This window comes from Anaerococcus vaginimassiliensis, assembly GCF_900626155.1.
Classification (GTDB): domain Bacteria; phylum Bacillota; class Clostridia; order Tissierellales; family Peptoniphilaceae; genus Anaerococcus; species Anaerococcus vaginimassiliensis.
The window spans coordinates 777822-803869 of the sequence record NZ_LR130844.1 but is presented as its reverse complement, the minus strand read 5'-3'; the positions used below and the strand labels follow the sequence as shown (position 1 = coordinate 803869).

The window sequence follows — 26048 nt, the reverse complement described above, 5'->3', positions numbered from 1 at the left end:
CAAAAACTTAAAATAAGGAAAACTCAAACAAAATAATAAGCATAGCGAGCATCAATACTATTCCAATAACTGTAAAAGTATCCTCCTGCTTTTTTAGGGCAAGGATAACTAGTCCAATAGATAACATAAATAAGAATAAGTATATCTGAATATAAAGCCTCTCGTAAAGCTTGTCATACACTAATGCTATTATCACAACAGCCACCGTCAAAACTATAGCAGAAGCTATAATGAAAGTCTTCTTCTTCTCCATAATAGAATTGAACAAAGTCATAGCCACACAAACCATGACAAGTGGCATAAATAGATAATCGAAAAATAAATTAATCATAATACCTCTCTCTAATTATATCATATTAGAATTTAATTGATAGGAAAAATCAGGAAATTAAAATAATAAAATATAATTCATAATAATAAATATAAAAGAATTTTTTTACATTTATCCTTGCAGCGGTATAATACGATTTAAGATAATCATTACACTAAGGAGTAAGTTTTGACCAATAGAAAAAAAGACATATTAATAAGTGGACTTGCCCTATTTGCAATATTTTTTGGAGCAGGTAACTTAATATTTCCACCCTACTTGGGCGTAATAACTGGGGACGGATGGCTTGCCACAATGGTTGGTTTTTTATTAGCAGATCCCGTTATTCCAATATTAACAGTAATAGTAACTGCAGCTGCCGGAGGAAGGGCAGTAGACATAGGAAAAAGGGTAGGAGATAAATTCGCCAAAATCCTAACACTTTTAGCTATAATCTGCATAGGACCAGCCTTTGCTATACCTAGAACTGCAGCCACAACCTATGAAGTAGGCTTTCAAAGTTTTTTCCCAAATCTACCAATCTGGGTTGTAACAATAGTATTTTTCGCGATCACCTTTGCCCTATCCTTCAAGGAAAGCAATGTTGTAAATATCATCGGAAAATACATAACTCCAGCCTTGTTAGTATTCCTATTTATAGTAATAATAAAAGCTATAATAAGTCCAATAGGAAAACCAGTAGACGTTCCAGTAGAAGGCGGATACTTTGTCAAAGGCTTCTACGAGGGATATCAAACCCTAGATGCCTTCGCATCTCCTTTATTTACAGGAATAGTTGTAGCTGATCTTATGAGAAAAGGCTATGGCAAGCAAAGCCCTAAAGACCGCCTAAGCTTCATAATCTCAGTAGGAATAGTTGCATCAATATTTTTAAGTCTTGTCTACGGTGGACTAACCTATCTTGGCGCAAGCGGAAGCTCCTTATTTACAGCAGATGACTCTCGTGTAGAAATTCTAGTAAGCCTAGTTTACATGACTCTAGGTAACTTCGGCAAATTTGCCCTAAGCGTATGCGTAACCCTAGCTTGCCTTACAACTGCCATAGGACTAACATCATCTGCAGGAAACTTCATAGAAGAATTAACCCACGGCAAAGTAAAATACATCTACACAGTAATCGTAGTAACAATCATAAGCTTTTTACTATCATCACTCGGAGTAGACGCAATAATTAACCTAGCAGTACCAGTACTAACTATAGGTTATCCAATAATAATTGCCCTAGTATTCTACATGATATTTGACAAAAAAGTACCATACAACATGGCATACATCCTAATGGTAATAGGAGTAACGATAGTCGCAGTAATAGAAACATTCGGAGAACAACTAGGACTAGGAGCACTAGTAGAAATAATAAAATCCCTACCACTAGCCCAATTCGGCTTCACATGGTTTATCCCATCCCTAGTCTGTTTTGTAATAGGATGGATATTGGGAAAATTAGGACTAGGAAAAAAAGTAAATTAGAATATATAATAGCCAAAAGAAAAAGACGAGCAAAAAGTGCTCGTCTTTTTCTGTGGTTTAAACCATGCATTTACTTCTACAAAATCATTGTTAAAATAATTATACTTCAAATACGTCATTCCGACAGAGCGACTAAAAGGAGCGACGAGGAATCTACAGCTAGTACTTTGCAGTTCAGTTAAATCCAAAATTTACAAACTCGATATCCTCACGTCGCTATCGCTCCTCAGGATGACGGGTTTTTGGAGTAATGATAGGTCGAGGCATAGTTAATATAAAAAAATTACAGTCCCCCAAATACGTCATTCCGACAGAGAACCTGAAAGGTTCGACGAGGAATCTACAGTTAATATTTTTCCTTATCCTAATACAAATATAGTATAATATATACGTTATCATCACTTCCATTAGCATGGAAGGAGGTGAAATCATGCAAAAATTTCTAGAATTCATAATATCTGTCGCAGCAAGTATAGTTGGTTACTTTATTTGCAAATGGCTAGACAGAGAAGCAAACGATGATAACTAGCATAAAGAAAAAGACGAGCGTGCAGGCTCGTCTTTTTTCGGTTGAAACCATGCAGATTTCTAGAATTCATGGTTAATGATATTATACCCAGTTGTAAATTAATTTCTAGTATTATCTAATCCCTTATCTTATGATAATCTGATAAGTGTATGAATTTACATGCCTATTTCAAATAAATCATTCCGACAGAGAATCCGAAGGGTTCGACGAGGAATCTACAGTAAATATCTTCCTTTTCTTAATACAAATATAGTATAATACATATGTTATCATCGCTTCCATTAGCATGCAAGGAGGTGAGATCATGCAAAAAATCTACAACATCATAGTTACTATCGCAGTAGATGTAGTTGGTCACTTAATCTGCAAATGGCTAGATAGTAAACTCGATGATAACTAGCATAAAAAAAGACGAGCCCTACGCTCGTCTTTTTTGTTTGGTCGAAACCATGCATTTACTTCTACAACATCATGGTTACTATTATTATACCCAGTTGTAGTTACATTACTAGTATCCATATATTATATGTAACACTTATAAGCTTATCTAAAACAAATCATAGTACAATTTTCTAAAATATAGGTTGTTCGATTCGACCAAGGCATATTTCTTCTCACGCCTATATCCTTTAATCTGCTTTTCCCTCGCTCTTGTTTCGTAATAATCCTCTCCATACTCGAAATATACTGATTTAGTAATGTTGTATCTTGCTGTAAAAGAATTTGGATTGACGTGGTATTTGTGTTCCCAGACTCTTTTTCTTAAATCATATGTATGACCGACATATATTCTGCCGTTAGATTTGTTGACTAGGATGTAGACATAATACATAAGGAAATCTCCTTTTTTTATATTATAACATATCTGTAATGATTGGAACATTAGTCCTTATAAATATCCCAATGTACAAACAGAACCTAAAGCAAAGGGAACTATGAGACCCCTCGTCGCTCCGCTCTGTTGAGGTGGTAGTGACAGAGCTTTACTCTGTCCAGTTGAGATAAAATTGATGCTCTCGCTCAGAGTTATGTGTTTACTAAGCTTTGCAGTTGTAGTTTTCTTTAACTTTTTTCTTAATATATTGAGAATGTGATTGAATCCCCTACTATCATCCCAACCTCCCCCCTTTACCTTCCCGAACGAACGCGAGGGAACTCTATTGTTCTGTTTATTTTGAGATTGGTAAGTCCATTGGCTTTCTAGATATAGTTGAATCGATCTATTTTTTAGGACTTAATACAAAAGTATTGATGCCAGACTCATTTTTATTCTGGTCGAATTCGACCAGTATAAAGTCAGAATTATTTAATGTTTCCAAAGATCTCAGTATTCAATAGTTCTTCTGCTTCGAAGCCAATTTTTGATAACATCAGCAGGTGCATACGGATTTTTCTGTTTAGCAATATCGGTCAAACTTATATAATCCTCTTGATTTTCATAAGCAATAACCTAAATTTCATATCCTTGTGCAATCAATTTTAATTTAGTTCCCGATATTTCCCTCCCTTACCTTACCATTTATTAAATAAACAGATATTACTACCACTGATAACATTCCACTTTGCTGTTAATTACATTTTAATTGCCTATTGCCCAAATAATATCTCCATTTTATGTATTGGAGAAGATTCCTAAATAGATTTGTAATAAAAGCTTCGCTATAAAATCCATCTTTTTCAACAGATTTAACTTGCAGTTTGTAATTTTTTTCCAAAATATCAAAAATATTATTCATAAAATATTTATTTGGTTTTTCAAAATTTAATAAGTCGAAAATAAATTTATCATAACTCAAATGATAAACTACTCCATTATCATAATTTAGTTTTGCAGTTTGCATATCACTTGTAATTGTATCTCTTTTTATAAAAAATAATCTCCACTCACCTCTACACTCTTCACATCTTTCTTCTGAAATGAAATCTCTAAAATCTAAATCTTCTCCATTGGTTTCTGGAAGTGATAAAAATTTACCATAAATAGCCTTTATTATTCTTAATTTGGTCTCCCTAGAAAAACACTTAATCTTCTTTGGATCTCCATCATTATCATAAAACTTTTTATAAGCCTCGTCATATCTACCTAAAAAACTATTGCATTGTTTACACAAAGTCCTAGCATACCTACCTTCTGGATATATGCTCTCTGACGTTTCACTATTTGAATAATAATTCTCAATTCCCGAAAATCCTAGACCAGAATTAAAAATATATCTAAATTAATTAGGAGCTTGTATCATATCCTCACACACATCAAATAAATTTATAAGAACCAAGTCATTATTTCCCACACTTTTAGCTGGGTAATGTTCTTTTGTCAATTGTAACTCATCAAACTCCTTATTGCAAAGTTCACACCTTTTATACAAACACTGCTCCTTTAAAATCACGAAGCTAAGTCTCTCTTCTATAATTACCAAAAATTTCATATGCTCTCTTAAGAATTAAAAGTGAAGCTTTTTCACCACCCTGAAATTAATATCAATCATCATTATCATAAACTCCACACTTTTAAATTTTATTATTGTCAATTTGGAAAACTTATATTAATTAGTTTTGTAAATAACGATTTATATACTTATAATGCATACACCTAATATTCTAAAATTATATTTTGCTAAAGTTAGATGGTACAAAGTAAAAAATGGATTCCCTTTTTACTTTGTACTACTTAATAGGAATACTAAAAATTAAGTTTTTTATTAATCTTTTAAGCTTAAACAGATTGTGATTTTCTATAAGCTATAATAAGATCAACTTATCTCGATTTGGGTGGCTTTAATCAGTTTCGTTATCCCTGACTCAAAATAAAGCATCATCTAAATTATTGACAATTATTCCTTATGTTCTAATATTTCTTCAAGATATTTATTTTTAAAGTCCTCAACGTTTAAATAGTACATATTAAAATATTTTTGAATACTTTCATTGGATAGAGAATCAAAATCGTAATGTTTAATTTCATTTATAAACTTTGTTAAATTATTTCTAAGTTTTATTAGTCCCGATATACTCATTACATAAACTTCTTCGGTGAAATTTGCGTTATACGATAGTTTATTCGTAGGAATAATAATTATACGTAATACATCTACCATCTCTCCGTATTGACTCTTAAACCACCCACAATGATTATTAAATTGTCCTACTTCATATTTATTTATAAATTCTCGATTCTCTTTGACCTCACTTTTGCACTCGAAAAAAACATATTTGTTATTAGATACACTCCATAAATTATCAGGGCCTTTTCTAATCTCTTTATCTGGGCGCTGACTTACATATCCTAAAAAATCTCCTAGTTCTTTTAAAGCTGATTCGAATTTTTCTGATTCTATCCCAAACGAAAGATTTTCTATAACTTCATTAATATTAAGAAGAAAATCTTCAATACTTTGGTATTTTAAAATATACTTTTTAAAATTTGTTATTCTATTCTCATTCAAAAAGCTAATTTTTGAATACTCGATAACATTTCTCGGTTTTAATAATTGTTGATTATTTATAAATGCTATTTTCTGAAATTTCTTGGATTTTTCTTTTGAGTACATATATGCATACCTTGCCATGTGCTCTAAATACCACCCTCTTTCTAGTTTATCCTTTATAAAACCATCAATAAATTCTTGCATCATTTCTACCGCTTTTTCATATTCACCTTGTGAAAATAATTTCTCTGGTGCAATTTCTTGAGTATATCTATCATATATATTAGTATCTATGCTTTCTTCAGTAATATCATTCATTTCATTAGTATAATATTCTTTCCAACCTTCGTCTCTATTTAGCATCTGATTTATTAGTGTAAAAATTTGATCCATTGGGTGATCATCATCATTAATGTCTTCTTTAGCCATTTTTGCAACATCAAATCCAATTTCTACTTGTTTTTTTGTCTGAGCCGAGAAAAATTTTCTAGTTAGTGTTCCTCTCATAAATTTTTCAATATCTGAACCTATAATTAAAATTGCGCAATAATCTTTTTCTCCACGTACAGCTCTACCAAGTCCTTGTTCAATTTTTTGTGCTAATTTTTTATTGATTATTTCGCTGTTAGGGCAACATCGTTCTTCATATCGATCTGAATAACTATTTAAATATGGCATCGAATCAATAACTAGAACCCTGCAACTTTCATCAGGTAAATCAATACCGTCATATCTATTATTTATTACAATATTTCGATCAAAAATTCCTTTTCTTAAATTCTCTACGGCATTTAAAAGTTGATCATTATTTTTAGGATAAATCGAACCCAAATTATTATAAAATACAGCTTTTTTTGTACTAGGAACAATCGTAACGATACCATGCTTATTAGATTCACCCACTCCTACTCTGGCCGCAACTAAATCCCTATCACAATCTTCATCTATTAATGATGGTAATAATATCATTTTTTCTCCAGACCACCTTGAGTAAGGATAATTAATTGGATTTTTTATAACGCTACTAGGAAAATTCAAACCTTTAACAAAAAATATATCTTCTTGGGTTGTAGCAGACATCAGGATTCGTCTACTAGCTTTTGAGAACGTTCCAAATTTCTCAACATTAATATTATATGGAGAGATTTCTATTTTTTTACCTGATATAAAGCATGAGTAATCTAATATTTTATCTTTTAATAATGGCCATACAAATTTAATTTCATCTAATGCTGAATTATCAGATAAAATTTTAAGCATTTCCATCCTTTTATCATTCCATGCCCAATATGGAACTGGCATAAATGTATCATATTCTCCAGATTTAATATCTAAAAAGCTACCTTCCCCTTGCTCTATTAGATCATCAGTAAAAAGTGTCAATATTTTGTTATAAACAGCTTTATTAGTATCTTTGCTTATAATTATTGTAAATGCGTCCTTTAAAACATCTATACACGCATGTGAGTCATCTAAAATTACTGTTCCTGCTTTCGTAAAATTATTTCCTATTCCGAATATTGATCTGCCATTAAACATTTTATGTGCATGAGTAATTAGTATCTTCTCTCCTGAAATAAATTCTTCAGGAATTTCGTTGTTACTTTTTATTACACAGTATGGGATTCCAAATTTATCGGCTTCATTGCATACTTGTTTAACTAAGTAAATGTTAGGACAAACATATAAACAAGGACCATAACCTTGATTTATTGATGATAATAAAATTAACAATCCAATTAATGTCTTACCTTCTCCTGTATGAAGTTTTATAATTAAGTCTTTTTCTTCTTTTCTATTTTCATACCACTCTCTTAAAGAATATTCTTGTATAGGTCTCAAAGGTCCAGCGATACTTTTTCTATCAAGTGTATCATATAATTTAATAGGATCTGTAACTTTTAATTTATTTTTATTTGCAACTTTTTTTCTAAAATCAACCATCTTCAACTCCTAATTATATCAGCTATATAAAATATAGATCATAACTACTAGTACTTTTATCACTTGTTATAAGTTTCGTTCAACTACTTCAATATTATATTGTTACTTATTGATTACAATAATATCTAATAATTAAAAATTATCTTATAATATCAGTATTCTATGTATGACATTTTAGTATGTAAATATATAAGAGAAATTATTTAAGTCATGGATTTCATAAAAATTATAAAAATTTAATATATTAACTATTATAATATATATTTTCATTATTAATAGTTTGATCTTTTTTTATTTTTTCTTTCTATAAAATAACTTTTTCATCAATATTTTAAGTTTTTACAGTATATCTCATATATATTATTATATCGATTGTATAGATCATCTCTAGATTTCTCAGTATCTAGAATCTTCTCCTCAGGTTGTGATTCATTATAATATTTTGATCCAAATAATGTAAGTTCTAATTAATATTCATTGTAATATTTATATAATTCAATAAAGTCGTATTGTATGAATGTTGGTAACTGATTAATATTTTTATATATTTATTATAAAATAAATTATATATTTCTATTTTTGTTCTAATACTATTAAGATTAAAAACCATTAATATTGTATTACAAAATTCAAGATTTTTCTTATCTTTTTGTTAAATTATATTCTTTGTTTTTTCTATCATTATGTAATTTCCTTATAAAAGTTACAATCCCTATAGTTATATCTAGTTTCATTTTTAAATCCATCCTACTTTCTTACAATATTCCATTAAGTAATTATTTATAAACGAAAAGGGCCTGAGGCCCTTTTTGTTTTATTTATTTACTTAATTATCAATTAAGCTTCTTGGTATTGGCTTTTTTTGTAGGCTGTGTATGCGAATGTCATGATTGCAAGACCTGCTACTACAAAGATTAGTGATCCGATACCACCTGTTTGTGGGATTGTTACTTTCTTGTTGATAACTTGTTGAGCATTGTCAGCTTCTTTATCATCTTTTACGCCAAAGTCAATATTTTTTAATTTTTGACCATCTTTTGTAACTTCAAATTCAAATTCAAGAGTTGCTTTTTCTGCGTTTACGTATCCTTCTGGAGCTTTTGTTTCCACTAAGGTGTATTTTCCAGGAGCTAAACCAGCAATTTCAAATTGACCTTGTTTGTTAGATTTTAATTTGATTGCATTATCTTTATCTCCCCATTGAGTCATATCTTTTAGTGTTGCATTCCAAGCTTTGTCTCTTGCTTCTTCAAGCTTTTTGATTTCTGCTTTTAATTCATCTGTTTGTTCTTCTGCTTTTTTGCCGTTATATTCTTCAATTTTAGCAAGGTAAGCATCTTGAGCTGCTTGATATGCTGTACGGTCTGCTGCTGTTCCTGTTAGGAATTTACCTTCTGAGTTTTTAACTGCAAATTCAGCATCAGCTAGTCTTTCTGTTCCATCAGCATTTGTTTTTACGAATTTTGCACCGTATGTTACAACTTTTGGTTCAGTTGGGTTGATTGGTGCTGGGTTGTTTGTTTTGTGGTTTACAACAACAATCTCACCTTTATTATTTACTTCATATGAAGATTCTGTACCAGCTGTCATGTCAATTTCGACTGCTTTATATTGTTTGTTTTTGTCTAGGTATTTCCATGTTGCTGTTTTATCTTCTTGGTTGTATCCAATTTTTTGTTCAGATTTAAATTCTTTCTTGTATGCTTCAAAATCTTCTTTTGTAGCGTTACCTTGAACTAGATCATCAGCTGTAACCATTTTACCAGTTTGAGCATCTACAAGTCTAAATGTAGCACTTTCGCCTTCTGCCCATACTCCGTCGTCCCATGTTTTTGTAACTTTTAAATTACCATTTTCATCTGGATAGTTTGGTTTTGGTGTGTTACCTTTTCTTGGGTTATTACCATAGAAGAAGTTAACGTCGTTTGATTCAGGTACTGCTACTACTGCATTTTCGTTTAGTGTTGCTGAGTATGTTATTGTAATTGTACCTTCATTAGGCTTGTTGTTGATTTTTTCTAGACCAGTAGGAGTAAATTCAAGTTCGAAACCTTGTTTCCCGCCATTTGATGTTGGTTTTATAGTATAGTCTTGATCTATTGTTAATGTAACATTATCATTACCTGTATAAGCAAGCTTAACAGAATTTATGTCAAGTGTAAGACCATCAGTCATTTCGTCGTTCCAGTATGCTGTTGCATATCTAGCATTTGCTGGAATTGTTGTTTTAACTGTGTAATCCACTTTGTCACCAACGTTTTTTGGTTCCCAAGCTTCTTTCTTTTCTTTTTCTGATATTTCTGGATTCCCTTGGACTTCTGTTTCATCTGTATTGTAATCTCTTCCATTTGGAGTTGTTTGATCAAATTTGTTAGAGAAGTCTTTGTTTGTGGTTGGTTTATCTTCTGTATTTTTTGGATAAACGTGTGCATCTGCAATTACACCCTTTTCGTTTACTAGTGGAAGTGTAATTTCTACTGGAACTGCTTTTGATCCTGTTAGTGTTGAGTCATTATTTTCACCTACATATGTTGATTTTGATTCGATTTCAAAAATTTTGTAGGTTCCTGAAAATTTTGCAGTATTAAATTTAAAACCGTTATTATCTTCTGTAAGACCACCGTAGGTGTTTTCTGGCATATCTTTATATTTGCCTTTTTCAGCTTTTACTCTGGTATCTGCTTCTTCTTTTTTCTCTCCAATGATATTACCATCTTTGTCTGCCCAGTAGTATTCGCCGTCAGTGTCTTTCTTTGCCCATGCAAAGTATACTCCGCCTATGTCTTTCGCATTTGCTCCGAAGTATCCATTTTTTAGAGCATTACCATCATAAATTGACTTATCTAATCCTTCTTGTCCAGCTTCTTTTGGAAACTGATCTAGATTATCTTTGTCAATTAACATCTTATGAAGTGTTACTGAATTTGTAACTTCATCAGCCGCATGAGCACTTGTGAATGGGGATACTAGGATTCCTAGGACCATTGCTAGTGCTGTGAAAATTGAAAATAATTTGTTTTTCATAATCCTCTCCTTTTTTTTATTTTTCAATTTTGTTGATATAACCTTCTATGTAAGGCTCCCCTACTTGTCCAACTATCAACCGGATTGGATAAGTGAATGAGAATTCATTCTTTTTATATAATCCCTGCCCTCAGGCAGGGCTTACATACAATTTCATTGTCCTATGGACTTGGTCTTTGAGATTAAATATCTGTTGGATTTGTTTTGTCCTGTGATATTTAATTTCTAATGTTTATATTATATGGTTTGCATACTATATATCTATATTATATCAGATATTTTGTTTTGTGTACGTTTTTTTGTTACTTTTCTGGGATATTTTTTAGGTATATTGGTTATTTTGCTAAAAATGTAAATTTCCCTAAAAAGTTTTTTGTTCTTGGTTTAATCTCGTGGTACATACTGGAGATTCCTCGTCGCTCATTTCATTCGCTCTGTCGGAATGACAGAGCTATGAGTGGATTTTTTCTCTTTTGAGTTTTATTTTCTACGCCCATTTGGAATGGCGGGGTTGAGGTTGTTTTTATTTCTACTTTTCTCCGTGGTACATACTGGAGATTCCTCCTCGAACCCTCTGGGTTCTCTGTCGGAATGACGTATTGCTGGTTTGTTTCTCACGGTAGTTACTCGAGATTCCTCGTCGGTCGTTCCTCCCTCGCTCGGAATGACAGAGCTGGGGCAATGTTCTCGTTTGAATTTTATTTTCCACGCCCATTTGGAATTACTAGGTTAGGGTAGGTTTTTATTTCTACCTTTTCTCCGTGGTACATACTGGAGATTCCTCGTCGCTCATTTCATTCGCTCGCTCGGAATGACGGGGTTTGGCTAGACCCTAGCCCTCCGTGATGGAGGGTTATTTTGTTGGGTTAGCTTGGTTTAGTTGTTGTTTTTTCTTTAGGGCAAGATATATCGCAGCTAGTGACATTAGGATTGCTCCTATGATTGTGAATCCTTGCCATGTACCTGGTCCACCTGTTTGTGGGTAGAGAGCCTTTTGGTTGATTACTAGTTTACTCTTATCTTTACTTGTATTTGTAAATGTAACTTTGTTACGTCTAACTTTGTCATTTTCTACGATAAATGCTTGTTCTATAGTTCTCTTTGTAAGAGCATATCCATCCGGTGCTTTTATTTCAGTTATCTTGTATTCACCGTCTGGTATGTCTTTAAACTCGAAGTAACCATCTTTGTCTGATGTTGCAGTACGTTTAGGATCTAGAGATGTACCATCTTTATTTTGTAGTTCAAATACAGCTCCTTCTAGTCCTTTAGTCTTATCGGCGTAGTCTACCTTTCTATAATATAGGTTAACTAGCTTCTTGTTTCCTATTTCTGTTGTTAATAGGTTGATATCACGGGCTAGGTATTTACCTGCGTCTGGCATAGGTACTTTATTAGCAGTGATATTATCATAAGATATAGCTGTCAAAGTTTTTCTTATGGTTTCTACATCGGTAAATTCGCCATTTTCATTAAGTGCTTGGTATTTTACTTTTGGCATAGCTTCAGTTTTTTGAGAATATGGTAGGTCTACAATGAATTTGTAGTATCTTTCTTTCTCATCAGCTGTACCAGCATCATTTCCTAATTGAGGATTTATGGTTAGAGCCATTGAGAAACCACTTGTTCTTTCTAGCTTGTAGCTTGTGGCATCTGGATCACTTATAGCCTTTCCATCGTCACTTACTACTAGTCTAACTTTGGTGTTTAGTTGAGAGATAGCAGAGCCATTTTCAACTAATATCCTCTTATTTTTTAGTTCACTTGGTTTGGCTTTTACTGTTATTATTGACCTTTTTGTTTTGTTAACTTTATCTATACCAATAACTTCTATATCAAGGTGAGTTGTTTTATCTCCTCGATAAGTGAGGTTTTGGGTAGCTTTCATTTGATCATTTGTATCATCGAAAGAGTTTAGCCATTTTACTTCGCCGTCTTTGGTTACTTCAATCTGCCAAATTTGGTCTGATTTCTTGTAGCCTGTTGGAGCTTGTTTTTCTTCTAGTTTATAAGTTCCTACTGGTAGGTCATCGAATACTAGTGTGTTATCAGTTTCATCTTTCTTACCGTAATTTGCTTCATATTCTATTGATCCACTTGTTTGTGTTAGCAAGAACTTTGCTCCATCCAAGTAATTACCTTTTTCGTCAGTTTTCTTGATTCTAATCTGAGCATTCTTGAAGTTTTCTATGGTTAGTTTTCCATCTTTGATATTTATAATGTTTCCATTTTTATCAACTTCAAATTCTGAAACTGCCTCATCTGGTGTTTTGAATCCTTCTGGAGCTTTTGTTTCCCAAACTTCATATTTGCCTGGTGCTAATTTTTCCCAGAAAAACTTACCATTTTTATCTGATGTTACTTCTGATCCTTCTACTTTTGTAGCAGCACCTATTGTAGGTTTCTTTCTAAGTTCGAATGTAGCTTTCGCTAGCGGACTTCCAATTCCATTTGAAGAGCCAACTGGTTTTCCACTTGCTTGATTGCCCTCAGCATTTTGAGCTTCTTCTTTCTTGTCAACAGCTTCACCTCTTATTCCAGAATTGATTTTAGTGTATTCAATTCTGTTTTTGTAGTTGATGAAGTTATATAATAGGCTTCCTTCACTTGATGCTTCTGGCTTGTAGAATTGAGACCAAGTTTCGAAATTTCCTATCTCCCAATATTTATTTGTCCAATAACCATATGTGTATGTGTTGTCATACTCTCTAAACGGATTGTCGTAGCTTGCCCACCAATTATTACCTATTTTATTAGCATATAGGTAAGAATTAGTTCTTAAGCTTTTAGCATCTTTCTCAGTGATTCTTCCTTTGATTTCTACAACATAAGCGTTAGCATAATATTCTGTATTAGGATTTTTCGCTCCTATAAACATCCTATATTTTCTGTTGTTTAATTTATCAAAAGTGTCACCATCATATTTATATTTAGATGTATCTGACAAATCTACTCCATAAGAATCTGGCAAATCACCATCGTAATACTTATCAGTGTGACTACCGTAACCTAATTTGATGTATTTTTTCATTGATGTGATTTCTACATCTTTATCTGTTGAAAATGTCAAATATTTGTTGAAGGTCGCCTTGTTCCATTGGTTTACATATACTATTGTTGTAAATGTATTGGTTTCTGGGTTTAACCTTAACATATATGATGAAACATCTACCCTAGGATCTTGGTAGCCTTCATGACTTTGTCCTGGAGTATTTCCTCTGTAATCTACCTTTATTTTATCGCTGTAGGTATTTCCAGCTTTTGCTGTAACTGTGATTTCTTGTGAATTAGGAACTTTGTACCTATTTACATACAACTGTGCACTTAGTTTCATAGTGCCAAGTTTGTAGTTATCAATATATTCAGTAAAGGTATAGGTTATTGAATGTTTATTATCATTAACGTGTGCCTTTGCAACAAGACCTGCGTCAGAAATTATGTTAAAGTAGTTGTCATCTTCAACTTTTCCGCCACCGTTGTTATCTACAAATATACCGTAGAGGTCAACATTGTCTGAGAAATCAAGGGTGAAAGTATCTCCCGGTTTTACTTCTACTCCTTCTCTTAAATTGAATTTGAAGTAGGCAAGCATTGCCTCTTGTTGGTTAGGATAAACTGTTTGTCTGCTTGAAGATTCTCCTCCTATAGATTTAAGTTCAGGTAGGTCATCTTCAAATAATACATCTTTGGTTACATCTTTTGGATTTGTTGGATTTTCTGGTACATTCCAATCTTTTCCTAGTAGAACTCGTCTGATTTTCCTATCGACTACATAGCCGTCTTTGGTCTTTGTTTCTTTGATCCAATATGAACCGAAAGGTAGACCTGTGAAATTAATCTTTCCACCATCTTTTGTTGTTTCAGTTCTAATAACCTTTCCTTCAGAATCGTAAAGCTCAAAAGTTACACCATCGAGACTTTCTCCATCTTCATCAGTTTTGTTTAATTCAAATTCTCCCTTACCAGGTTTTACGTTTGTAATCTTGGTAAGTTTTTCTTTTTCAACATCTGTGGCATTATTTAGTTTTTTCTCAGATTTGTCATCTTCGATATAAACTTCACCTTCAAGAATTCTAAATTTCTTGACTGCTCCTTGGACTTTCATGTATTCTTCGCCATTTTCATCTTTTGGAGCATTTGGTTCTATTAGTTGGTAGAAACCATCGTTTAGATTTTCAATCTTGAATTTACCATTAGCATCTGATGTGAAGGTGTAAGCACTCTTTTCTATGCTTACTGGATTTAGGACATTGCCATAATCTTTCTCGCCATTAGCTTTTTCGATATAGTATCTTTTTTCATCTTTTTTGATAAATTCTAAGTTGCTTGTTACTGGATAGTAGTTTCTATCTTGGTCTTGTTTTTCTAGGTAGAATTTGACATCTTTAAGATTAGTTTCTTTATCTACTAGTTTGTCTCCTTCTTTTACAGTATCTTTACCAACTTTTGTAAATTCAACTTCTGTCTTGTTGTTTACAATCTTGAAGCTTGATGATGGGTCAGCAAGTGTTCCTGTTAGCTCTATCTTTAGACCACCAGTTGGAATCTTTAACCCAGTATCAGTGATTAGTTTTCCATCCTTATCTTTTAAATCTTTTCCGTCAGGTTTTACTATTCCTACTAGGTATGGGGCAACTGTTGTGCCGACTTTTCTAAATTCTATCTTGTATTTATTCTTAGATTTTGCGTAGCCTGCTGGGGCTTTGGTTTCTTCTAAGAGGTATCTTACATTATACTGAATATTTCCTAGTGGGAATTTGTAATACTGATCTTTACCTAAGTTTATAGTGTGACTATAAATATTAGTGTCAGTATTTTTATTATCTGTTGGATCTTTGTATAATGATAGTTGCAATTCTCCCTTGTCGATGTGGTTAAATGTACTCTTACCATCAACTTTTGTCATAAATCCTTTAGAAAGGATAAATGATGTTTTTTCTCGGTTATTTACGAAGAAGTATCCGTCTTGGATGAATGGTTCTTCTTGTTGAGTTTTTCGATTAGTTTGAGTGAAGATATATTCAAAATTATCTACCTCTACTAAAGTATTATTACCATTTTCATCCTTTTTCATCTCAAAGAATTTCTTCTTTAGTGTGTAGTTATCTTTTTCATCTTCGTAGACTTTGATAACTATCTGTCTATCCATTAGCTCATAGCCTTCTGGGGCTTGAGTTTCGTATAGGACATAAATACCTTTGGATAAGTCTTTTACTTCAAATATACCGTTCGTACTTGCAGCTATATTTCTAGTTCCGCCATAGGATACGCCACTTGTAGCTATATTTTCATCCATAGGGTCAGCCTTTGGATCGTCTGGATCTGGGATGACCTTAATCAAATCAAATCTTGTGTATTTTTTGATTAGATTAGTTGTATCCTTTCCGCTGTATTTCTTCCATCGCAAATCAATTGTGTTTTTCTTGTTGGTTAATTTGTAATCGAAGTTAGAATCACCATCAAGTTTTTCAAAGTTATTTATATTTTTGAAATTATTTGCTGTATAGGTCTTGTAATACTCTGTATCGTAAGTTTTATAATAAGTATCTTCAGTTTCCTTATTGTAAATAACTTCTAGACCATTTTCACCTTTTTTAATTTCTACAATCCATCTGATTTGTTGGGTTGCGTCTTCGTAGCCGTCAGGGATGTCGGTTTCTATTAATTCGTAGATACCTTCGTCCAAATCTCTGAAGTTAACTTCACCGTTTTCTTGAGATCTGACATTTGACTTATAGTATTTCTTTGTAGCTCCAGATACAGAATCATATCTTGCTTCGCCAGTTACTTTTTCTTCATCAATTGTATCTAGCTCACCATTTTCTAGGTAAGAATAGGTCTTGCCATCTTTGACTAGATTTTTGAGACTACCATTTGCATAATAATCAAAGCTCATGCTAGATTCATCCATTGATTCTCTTACTTTTTTAAGTACAAAGTAAGCATCTTTTAGTGGTTTATTTTCACCTGTTACTTTTTTGAAAGTTAGTGGAATCTTTGGATAGTTGTTTACTTGAACATCTTGAAGATTTCCTTGATCATCTGTCTTGTATTCAATAGAATTATCTTTATTTTCAAATTCTATCTTTAGTTTCAAGCTATCAGGATCTTGGACTACCTTAAAATACCATGGTTCTGGTTTTGCAAAGCCTTCGATTGTTGTAGTTTCTTCAAGTCTATAACGACCTACAGTTAAATCTCTAAAGTTATAACTTGCACTACCAAATCCAGCTATTTCTCTGTCGTAACCATTTGTAATTCTCTTGCCATTTTTATCAACTTCAACTACCCTAAAGCCTGTACCATTTAATTTTGTATTGGTAGAAGCATTCATCTTTGTAAAGTTAAGATCAATATTTAGTTGAGTGTTTGCTACACTTTCTAAATCGCCTTTTTCAGATTTTACAAATAGTGAAGTATCTGCATTAGGAATTTCTTGATATCTTCCATTTTCTTTCTTATATCCTTTGACTTCTTGAGTCCAAGAACCGTCTTCACCTGGTGTGAATTTGATAGTTATAAAGCTATCATCATTTAGCTTGTAACCATCTGCAGGTTTAGTTTCTTCTAGGATATATGTTCCAGCTTCAATATTTGTAAATTGAACTCCGGATACCTTGCTTGCAGTAGCCTCTGCGTAGCCTTTTTCTTTGTTATATGGTTCTGGTTTTACCTTTTTAGCTTCTTCTACTCCTGTTTGAGGGTCAACTTTAGCCTTGCCATTTGCATCAAATTCTACATTTCCATCTTTATCAACTAGGGCTTTCTTTAGAGTAAAGACTGCGTTTTCCAAGTTCTTTTGGGTTTCGGCGTCTTTTTTCATAAATTTAAGTTCTGTTGTTGTCATGTAGTTTGTAACCCAAACGTCGTTTATGCCCTTGTATGGAGCATCTGGTCTGGCTGGGTCTGACCTGTGGTCATCTGGTACTACTTCTGTATATGGATCGAAAACTTTCTTGCCATCTACTGTACGTTCTAGACCGTGGATAGTTTTACCTTCTAGTGCTTTTCTATCTGATTCTGGAACTTTATCATTCCAAGAACTATCATTTTTACCCTTAAATGTATATTCAAAGTTAAATTCGATATCCATGTAGTCATCATCTGATGGTTTCTTGCCTTCGTTAACTTTTACCTTGAAGTACCATTTTACAGGGTTTCCATTTTTATCTGTTGGAAGTCTGAAAGAACCGTTTGGTGGTTGAACTTCCCACAATTCATATATACCAGGAGTTAATTCTCTAAAGTAGTTATCTCCAGGTAGACCTGTAGCTTCTGATGTAGCATCAAACTCTTCAGCGTGATATTTTGGATATTCTGATTCACCAGTTGGTTTTCCATCTTCATAGATTGGAGTTGGCTCTCCATTGACTAGCTTACGAGCTTTAAATCTTGAACCTGTCAACAATCCTTTGTTTTCATTGACTTTGGTAACTCTTAGTGGAATTCTAAATCCAGTTTCGTCGATATTGAAGATTTCCATTGTGTTACCATTTTGGATGGTTAGGTTAATAGTTTTGGTATCTTTATCAATGTTTTTGCTATCAATGTTGTAAATTGAAGTTACTGGTAAAGACCAATCTTCAGCTTTTTTACTATCTCTATTATAAACTAATCTATAATTTTTGCTTGATTCAATATCTGCTAAATCAAGATTTCCAGAATATAAAGCGTCAACTTCTTTTATAGTTCTATATGCTCCATTTTCTTCTACTTGTAGGTTAATCCTACCAGGATATTTTGGACTAGTAGGGATAGTATTGTCAATTTGTCCATCCTTTGAATTTGAATAAACAAACTTGACATTTAGACCTACATCGCCACTAGGTTCTTCTGGGTCTGGTGGTTGTGGTGTGTCTTCTTCTTTTTGCCTATAAGTTACAAGTTTATTATCTGGATCTAGGCTAGTTTCTGTTGCTGTAGTATTCGCCTTAAAGTTAATCAAATCATTGATCTTAAGGATTTGATCGTGAGAATCTTTTGCATTTTCATCTACATAAATCTTATATGAAAGCTTATATTCTGAATCAGCCTTTGGAAGTGAGAAAGTCTTTGTATAAGATCTATTATCTAGACTTACGGAACTTTGATTTCCATCAATAGTTTCAGTCATATTTCCATTAAGCTTGATAGAATTAGCCAAGTTTAGATTTATTGTTGTATCTTTTATTGGTGATTTATAATCAGCTAATGGTTGGAAGATACCTAGACCTAACATACTATTTCCAGTACTACCTAATTCTTTACCACCAAGGTAATGTTCAAAGTCATTTCCATAAGCTTCTTGCATTAATTCAACATAGGTTTTTGTTTTACCTACCAAATCACTTGCACCTACTATGTGAGTAAATTTGATATTAAATCCATTATTCTTAAATTGATCTATGACATTTTTGTAATTATCAGCTGAACTTTTAGTTGGAGTTCTGTGTGTATTTATAACAAATAAATACTTATTATTGTATCCTTCTTTAGTTAAAAAGTCTTTTTTAAATTTGTTGTTGTTAAATTTATCCTTTAAGCTAGCACTAGGATCTTTCAGGTTATTAGTTTTCCTTGGATCAACTTTTCCAGCTTCTAAGTAATCTCTAAAGCTTACTTCACTACCTTCTGTTCCATCTAAGTTAACTTGAGTAAATTTCTTAGTTGTTGTACTTATAGTGTCTGAATCTTTTGTTACAATATCTGACAATCTATTGTTATTTTGACCATTATCAAACTGCATGATAGTTAAATCAATTTGTGATCCATTGGCTTTTGCCCTATCTACAAGCTGAGTTATATAATAGTTGATATTTTTATCTAAGTTGCCACCACTTTGGTCTTTTAGTCTATCAACCATAAATACTGCGTGGATTTTTTCTCCTTGTAGAGTTGAAACTGGACCTGTTGGTTTAATAGAAATATTAATATCTCTACTACCTGTGCTTGTATCAACCTTACCAGCATTTAATGTGATTGTTGCATCATCACTTGGTATTGTGTAGGTTTCTTCTTTTAACCTAGGGTCAGCTGGAACTGGTTTTGGTGCTTTTAGGATATTGTTTCTTAGGCTTTCAGCTGAAACATCTCCAACGTTTAGATTGTTTACTTCTACTAGTCTTCTTGATCTGAAGGAAGTATCTGTAAAGGCAGGATCGTTCTTATCAGATGATCTGATTACTCTTCCATTATCTAAAACTCTAACATACCATTTGTCGGTAGTTTTTTCGTAACCTGCTGGTCCTCTGTATTCTTCTAATAGATAGTAGCCTGGTGTTAAGTTATCAAATGTAACAATACCTTGATTCTTTGGTAGGCTTGATGGGTCAACACCAATTCTTATCTTGTTACCATTTTTGTCTAATTTAAATGAACCGTCAGGTTTTTTCTCGTATCTTATTATTGGTTCACCAGGAGTTACTTTTTGGATGTATTCCTTAGCGAAGTTTCCTTCTTTTATTATTTCAAAGTTACTATCGGTAGTATATAGTCTAAAGTATGCACGTCTTAATCCTACGTCTATTGGATTGTTCTCGTCTACTTTGACTAAGTTTCCATCCTTGTCGTAATAGTCGATGGCTCTACCTGTTTTCTTGATTGAAAATCCTCCCAGTCGTTCGCCTTCTTTAAAGTCAACTACACCTTCAAATACTGCATGGTCGCCAAATTCGGTGTTTGTGTTAGGGTCTCTAACAGTTATTCTCATTTCACCTTCACTGGCAATGGCTTCTGCTTCGACTTTTAGTAAGATGTCATTGGCATTTGTATAGCCAGCTGGTGGATTCATTTCTCTAAGTACATAGTAGCCACCAAACTCTAGTCCTTTTAGGTGGAACTTGCCATCAGCTTGTTGGGTGATATTTTCTTGAGCTAAGATAGGATTACCGTCTTTATCCTTTAAGATAGCTCCGTAATAGTCTGCCTTGTATAGGTTAAAGCTTACTGGATTACCATCTTTTCCATCAAGTTTTGTTCTGTCATAGACAGTTTTATCTATAACTGGCTTTCCGTCTTCACCTTTTACAATGCTTCCATCTTCCTCTCTTTTGATTACACCTAGTTTTTTGATAAACTCAGTATCTTTTTTTCTAGGCTCATTTCCAATTTGGAAGGCTGGGATTCTATCTCCATTGTAGAGAACTTGGTCAAGATCAACTTTTGTTAGGTTAGGGCTATTTGGATCGGTATTTTTTGGAACTTCATATAGTTCATAGATTACTTCACCAACATGACCTTCTTCTTTATTTTCTTTTACTACAAGTTTCCAATAAGCAAGGTCTGTTTTTTGATAGCCGCTTGGAGATTGTAACTCTATGAGTTTATATTCTCCTATTGGAATGTTTTTAAATGAGAAATATCCTCCACCTACTAGGTTTTCATCGTCGACTTTTTTGTCACCTTCACTTTTTTCTGGTTGATTTGAGAATACTTCTTTAGAGTAGGTACTACCGTCTATAGTCCAGATTGACTCTAGTCTGAACTTAGCATTGGCAAGACCTAAATGTTCAATATTCTTATCCTTTAGATATTCTTTTCTAATTTTTCTAAATTTAATTTCTGTATCTTTTGGCTCGTTTACGATAACTGCTTCATCATTTTGATAGACTTTTTCATCATCAAATTTGACATCTATAATAGCTTTTCCTTGAGCGTCTGTTCCAGGTGTAGCTACTATAAGTTTGTTATCTACCTTTTTGTAGCCAGCAGGTGTTTTTGTTTCTTCTAATACATAAAAGCCAGTTGGAATTTGATCAAATTGGAAATTTCCATATGAACCAGTTGATACTTGTTTGTAAGCTTTCTCGTCATAAGTTGGCTTATCAACTTGTGCTCTTGCTGCTTCAAGTGTATCAGCTTTTATTCTTCTTAGAGTAAATTCTGCACCATTTAGCTTGGTGTATTTATTTTTCTTTGTAAATCTTATCTTCCCTAGATTGTCTTGGATGTTGATAACTTTAACTTTTATATTGTTATTTTCATCAATTTCTACCATTTTCTTGCCTGTGGCAGAAACTGGTACATCATCTAGGCTTATTTTTGTTTTGTATCCATCATTTACATGAATTTCTGGAAGTTTAACAAAGTCATAAGGACCCTTATCTCCATTTACTTCTTCTCTTGAAACTTCTATAGTGAAGTCTTTTAGTTTTTGATAGCCTGTTGGAGCTTTTGTTTCTCTTACTCTGTAAGTACCAGGTTTTAGGTAAAGTTTGTGCTCTTTATCATCTTTTGATGATGTCCATTTTACTTCTTCACCTGTGTAGATATTGTAGAAAGAAAATTCTGCGTTTTCTAGTTTTTTATTTCCAGATTCGTCGTATTTGTCGATTTGGATTGGTTCTGTTACACGACCTGTGATTAGCTCTTGGTATTTTTTTGATTCGGTGTGGCTGTAGAATACTAATTGAACAGAATCAGCTTTAGCCTTGGTCCAATTTGAGTTTGCTCCATAAGATTCCTTTACCTTCTCCCACAATTTCTCAGCCATGCTATATTCAGTTCCTTGAACTGATGGCCAATCTGCTATTTGTTTTTCATTATCTTTTAATTTTCTTAATTTATCTGGATTAGTTAGGTAACGATCTTCTTGAGTGCCATTACCTGTATATTGATCTTCATAGCCTTGTTTTGGATAAGTTTCTCTTTTACCTGTTAGAGTATAAGGAACTTTCCATTCTTTTATGTTGTAATCTGAAGGAGCTGTGAAATAATCTTCTCCCAAGCTCTTGCCGTCAGTTAGGTGGTGAACTACCCTTTGGTACATGGATGTTTCTATCATCCTATGCATTTCTTCTTTTTGGATATTTTCACCATAGTCGTTATTAGCGTATTGTTTTTTAACTTCTTCACCATAGAAGTAGACTCTCTTCATCAAATCTTCCATGGCTTCGCCTTGAGCTTTACCCGTTGGGTTAAAGTTTACGCCGTCATATGGCTTTCCATTTAATATATCTACCAACCTGTGTTTATTAGTTGGTTTTCCAATTGACTCATTAAGTCTTGATATTAGATAATCACCTGATACATCTTCGTGTATATCAAGGAAGATTCCTTTACTTCCCTTATAGGTTGGATCTTGGATACCAGAGTTGAAACATTGAACCATATCGAAGTTCTTATTGATACGCATTATACTGTATGGGTGTTCAATATAGGCAACATAGTTATCCTTTAGTGAGCTATTTGAAACTCTTTCTATAAATAAGTTTAATAGTCCACCTTCAGTAGCCGCATTATATGAAGGATCAAAATTATCTACTTTTTTCTCCTTGATATTTGCTATAAGGTTGTAGACATCATCTGCGTTACCTTCTTGATTAACGTACTCATAAGCTACTATAGTTCCTGGATAGAACTTGTCTTCATCTGTAAGTACATCATTTATATTAGTTGTTCTTCTGTAAGATCCTGTTTGAAGTGGCACATAGTAAACTTTGTTTATTCTTTCTGGATTTTTCTCGTTTGATCCGTTTAGCAAGAATTCTGGATTTGAAAGAGCAGGGTCTTCTGTTTCGTCGATTCTAAGTAAATCGAGTGCATGCCAGTCTACTCTTGTATTAGATTCTACAGTTGCAACTACAGTTCTTGAATGATCATAATAGAATCCTTCATTTGTAAAGTTATCTCTTAGGTTCACTCTTGCAGGAATCATAGTTTCTACTAAGTTAAATGGAATATCTGCAAATCTTTTAGCATCTTCCCACTCCCTCAAGCCATTTTAGTGGAGTAGGAAGGCTGTTAAACTTATCTTGGATATCCTTTAACATGTTTGTAACATAGTTGTTGTCTGGATTTATCCTAAATCCTATAGAATATTCTGGGTGTGGATGGTTAGGATCAATATATCCCTTTACTCTAATGTAGAGCTTATCTCCAATATCTTTTTTGTCTATAAGTGAGTTTTGGAATAAAAGTTCTTTAGTATCTGCTGATGATCTATATCCGCCATCTTTGTCTAAGTCAGCTTCATCTGTAGCAGCCTTAAATTTAAAGTTTTTAAGTCCTTGTTTATTTGATCCAAATACAGTTAGGTTAAGCTTATTATATTCAAGATCAGATTTACTATTAATAGTTGATGTATCAACTTCTATATTCCATTCTACATAAGCCCCGTTTAAATCTGCTCCGTTATTTATTTCATTGTCTTTGGAATCTTTTACAAGGCTAGGTTTTGTTTCATATGAAAGTTGGTAAGGGTAGGTTATTTCTGTTGTTGGCCCTTGTTCTTCTACTTTATAAGAAGATTCTACTGGAGAAGGTGCATCTTTCTTTACAGTTATAGTATCCATTGATTGAACAGGGTTGTTTTTTGGTGCAACCTTGATATTGATATCAATGCTTTCTTTATTTCCTATATTTGTTGTGTCAAATCCTAAATATTGGTCAACAGTAAGAGTTGTTTCACTTGTAATATCTCTTATAAATTTATATCTGATAGTATGACTTTCTTTGTTGTAAGTAGCATAAGCAACAAATCTTCCATTTTCATCTGTTAGGTCTTTTAGTTGTTGACCTATATCTTCTTTTAGATATGATCCAAGTTGAACATCGAAATACCAACCAGCTGGGATTGGATTTGTTGGAGATGCTTTTACATTCATATCAAGATTTAGGTGGAAAAGTTTATTAGAAAAATCATTTGATGGTGCTCTCGCAGGTTCTTGTCTTAGATTGTTAAGTCTAGTGTTTTCTTTCCTATCCTTCTCTACAAGAGCCTTGATGGCAGCATCGTTATCTGTCATTAGCTTTTCTTGGTCAGCTTGTGATAGGTTGTATTTTTTCTCAAATGTATCTAGGAGAGCTTGGATTTCTGTAATTGTGTTTTTAGGATCAGCTAGAGCCTTCTTTAGTTCTGCATCAGCCTTTTCTAAGTTGGTTGGCTCTTTAGCTTTTTCTTCCTTCTTGGAAGGTTCTTCTTTCTCTGCTGGGGCAGGGTCTTCTTCTTCATCCTCCTTCTTTTCTTCTTCTTTTACAAAGCGAGGATTTTTGACCTGTCTATTGTTTACAGAGTAGTTTTCTACCTTAGTTTTTGTCTTGTCAGCTTGGTTGGTGTAGGTTAGTTTCAATAAATAACCTGCTGGCACGTCAAGAGTAAGATCTTCTTGGTAGGCGATTTCTGTAGAGAATTCTTTTTGTAAAACAAAACCCTTGTCATTTGCCTTAAAGTAATCAAGGGCAATCTTTGCTGTACTTGGGTCTTGGTTTTCATCAAGGATAAGCTTGTAGCTTACCTCGTTTTTCCTCTCGCTAATAGATGCCTCATCTTGTTTATCTTTTGATATTAGATAATCAGTATAGACAAGAGTGTCAGCCTTATCTTCTTCATCGCTTTTGTTGTAGGCTATCTTTTGGAAGGCATCATCAACTTCCTTGATATTAGTTAAAACAAGGCGCACTTCTTCCGGATTGTCCTCACTAGCTTCTTCCATGAATTTGTAAGAAATTCTCTTAAGGTCAATATTAACATCGCCTATATCTACCGACATATCTAGGGAGTATAATTTTTCTGTATCAATCGCATCCTTAGCTATTGGAGCTTTGATTGTATATTCTACGCCCTTTTTCGCAGTAGGTGTTGTGATTGCACAGGTATGTAGGTTGCCCTCTTCTTCTTTATCTACAGAATAATCTACTTCGCCTTCTTCTAGGTCTCTAACTTCGTCAATATGTAGGTCTGTTAGGCTTTGGTTTTTGTTAGTTGCTAGGGCAAGTGTCATAGTCTTTTCTGGATCGTGGATTGATTCTTCTTTCTTAGATACCTTTATAGTATAAATAATAGAATCAAAACTGTCGCTAAGCTTAGCATCGTAGGAAATATCGTAATTGTTCCTATCTTCTTCGCTTATGGTAGGTATATCCTCCGAGTCGCTAGTTTCTTCTGTCTGGCCTGATTCGCTATCTTCGTCTAGCCTCATTATAGTAGGCATTTCCTCTTCGCTATCATCTGCTAGGGCGTATACATTAGTAGGTATACACATTGTAATAGCAAGGATTAGAGAAAATAACTTGACTGTAAAGTCTTTCAATCTCCTTTTCATAATCTCCTCCACATTTGTCTTTTATCTATTTATATGAGATTTAATTGATATATATGCACTTGTTTTATGTGCATAACCGATTCAAGAGCCTAAGTTAAATTAATATACTTAGTACACTTTCTTAATATAATTTTAACCTATACGGAAATTTATTACAAGTAAAAACCAGCGTTTTTAGGTTTATTTATCAAAAAACCAATATATCTAAAAACTTCTTTTTGGATTGTTTTTAGAAAGTCTAGAGTTTCAACGTTTATAAATATGAAAGATTTAATTTTTATATTTATTTTCAATTAATCTAA

9 protein-coding genes are annotated in these 26048 nt (G+C 33.1%); 1 reads left to right on the top strand and 8 read right to left on the bottom strand.

Annotation, left to right across the window (positions count from 1 at the left end):
• Nucleotides 1–7: 7 nt before the first annotated feature.
• The gene (locus E0D87_RS04045; protein ID WP_130819434.1) at nt 8–331 is read right to left on the bottom strand and encodes a hypothetical protein; all 324 of its coding nucleotides are present in this window, start codon (nt 329–331) and stop codon (nt 8–10) included.
• A gap of 168 nt (nt 332–499) precedes the next feature.
• On the opposite strand from E0D87_RS04045, the gene brnQ reads away from it, so the two are divergent.
• Nucleotides 500–1801: a branched-chain amino acid transport system II carrier protein gene (gene brnQ / locus E0D87_RS04040; protein WP_130819433.1), complete on the top strand. Its 1302-nt coding sequence runs from the start codon at nt 500–502 to the stop codon at nt 1799–1801.
• Between the two features lie 1076 nt (nt 1802–2877).
• Here brnQ and E0D87_RS04035 read toward each other — a convergent pair.
• The 7 genes from E0D87_RS04035 to E0D87_RS09090 form a co-directional block, all read right to left on the bottom strand.
• Nucleotides 2878–3162 carry a GIY-YIG nuclease family protein gene (locus E0D87_RS04035; protein WP_130819432.1) on the bottom strand — a complete coding sequence of 95 codons (285 nt, stop codon included), beginning with the start codon at nt 3160–3162 and terminating at the stop codon, nt 2878–2880.
• Nucleotides 3163–3898: 736 nt separating this feature from the next.
• Nucleotides 3899–4441 carry a hypothetical protein gene (locus tag E0D87_RS04025; protein ID WP_130819431.1) on the bottom strand — a complete coding sequence of 181 codons (543 nt, stop codon included), beginning with the start codon at nt 4439–4441 and terminating at the stop codon, nt 3899–3901.
• Nucleotides 4442–4549: 108 nt separating this feature from the next.
• Entirely contained in the window at nt 4550–4699 is a 150-nt protein-coding gene (locus E0D87_RS09095) for a hypothetical protein (protein WP_165442724.1), read from the bottom strand.
• Nucleotides 4700–5164: 465 nt separating this feature from the next.
• The gene (locus tag E0D87_RS04020) at nt 5165–7702 is read right to left on the bottom strand and encodes a DEAD/DEAH box helicase (protein WP_130819430.1); all 2538 of its coding nucleotides are present in this window, start codon (nt 7700–7702) and stop codon (nt 5165–5167) included.
• Nucleotides 7703–8539: 837 nt separating this feature from the next.
• Complete coding sequence (locus E0D87_RS04015; RefSeq protein ID WP_130819429.1) at nt 8540–10726, bottom strand: pilin N-terminal domain-containing protein; 2187 nt, start codon at nt 10724–10726, stop codon at nt 8540–8542.
• A gap of 853 nt (nt 10727–11579) precedes the next feature.
• Nucleotides 11580–23420: a SpaA isopeptide-forming pilin-related protein gene (locus E0D87_RS04010; protein WP_130819428.1), complete on the bottom strand. Its 11841-nt coding sequence runs from the start codon at nt 23418–23420 to the stop codon at nt 11580–11582.
• A complete protein-coding gene (locus E0D87_RS09090; protein WP_165442723.1) occupies nt 23398–25746 on the bottom strand; it encodes an Ig-like domain-containing protein in 2349 nt (782 codons plus the stop codon). The genes E0D87_RS04010 and E0D87_RS09090 overlap by 23 nt, the downstream gene beginning before the upstream one ends.
• Nucleotides 25747–26048: the final 302 nt, after the last annotated feature.

Bases quoted from the DNA above. Each gene is read 5' to 3' on its own strand.
- E0D87_RS04045 (WP_130819434.1), bottom strand. From the start codon at position 331: ATGATTAATTTATTTTTCGATTATCTATTTATGCCACTTGTCATGGTT.
- E0D87_RS04035 (WP_130819432.1), bottom strand. From the start codon at position 3,162: ATGTATTATGTCTACATCCTAGTCAACAAATCTAACGGCAGAATATAT.
- E0D87_RS04020 (WP_130819430.1), bottom strand. From the start codon at position 7,702: ATGGTTGATTTTAGAAAAAAAGTTGCAAATAAAAATAAATTAAAAGTT.
- E0D87_RS04015 (WP_130819429.1), bottom strand. From the start codon at position 10,726: ATGAAAAACAAATTATTTTCAATTTTCACAGCACTAGCAATGGTCCTA.
- E0D87_RS09090 (WP_165442723.1), bottom strand. From the start codon at position 25,746: ATGAAAAGGAGATTGAAAGACTTTACAGTCAAGTTATTTTCTCTAATC.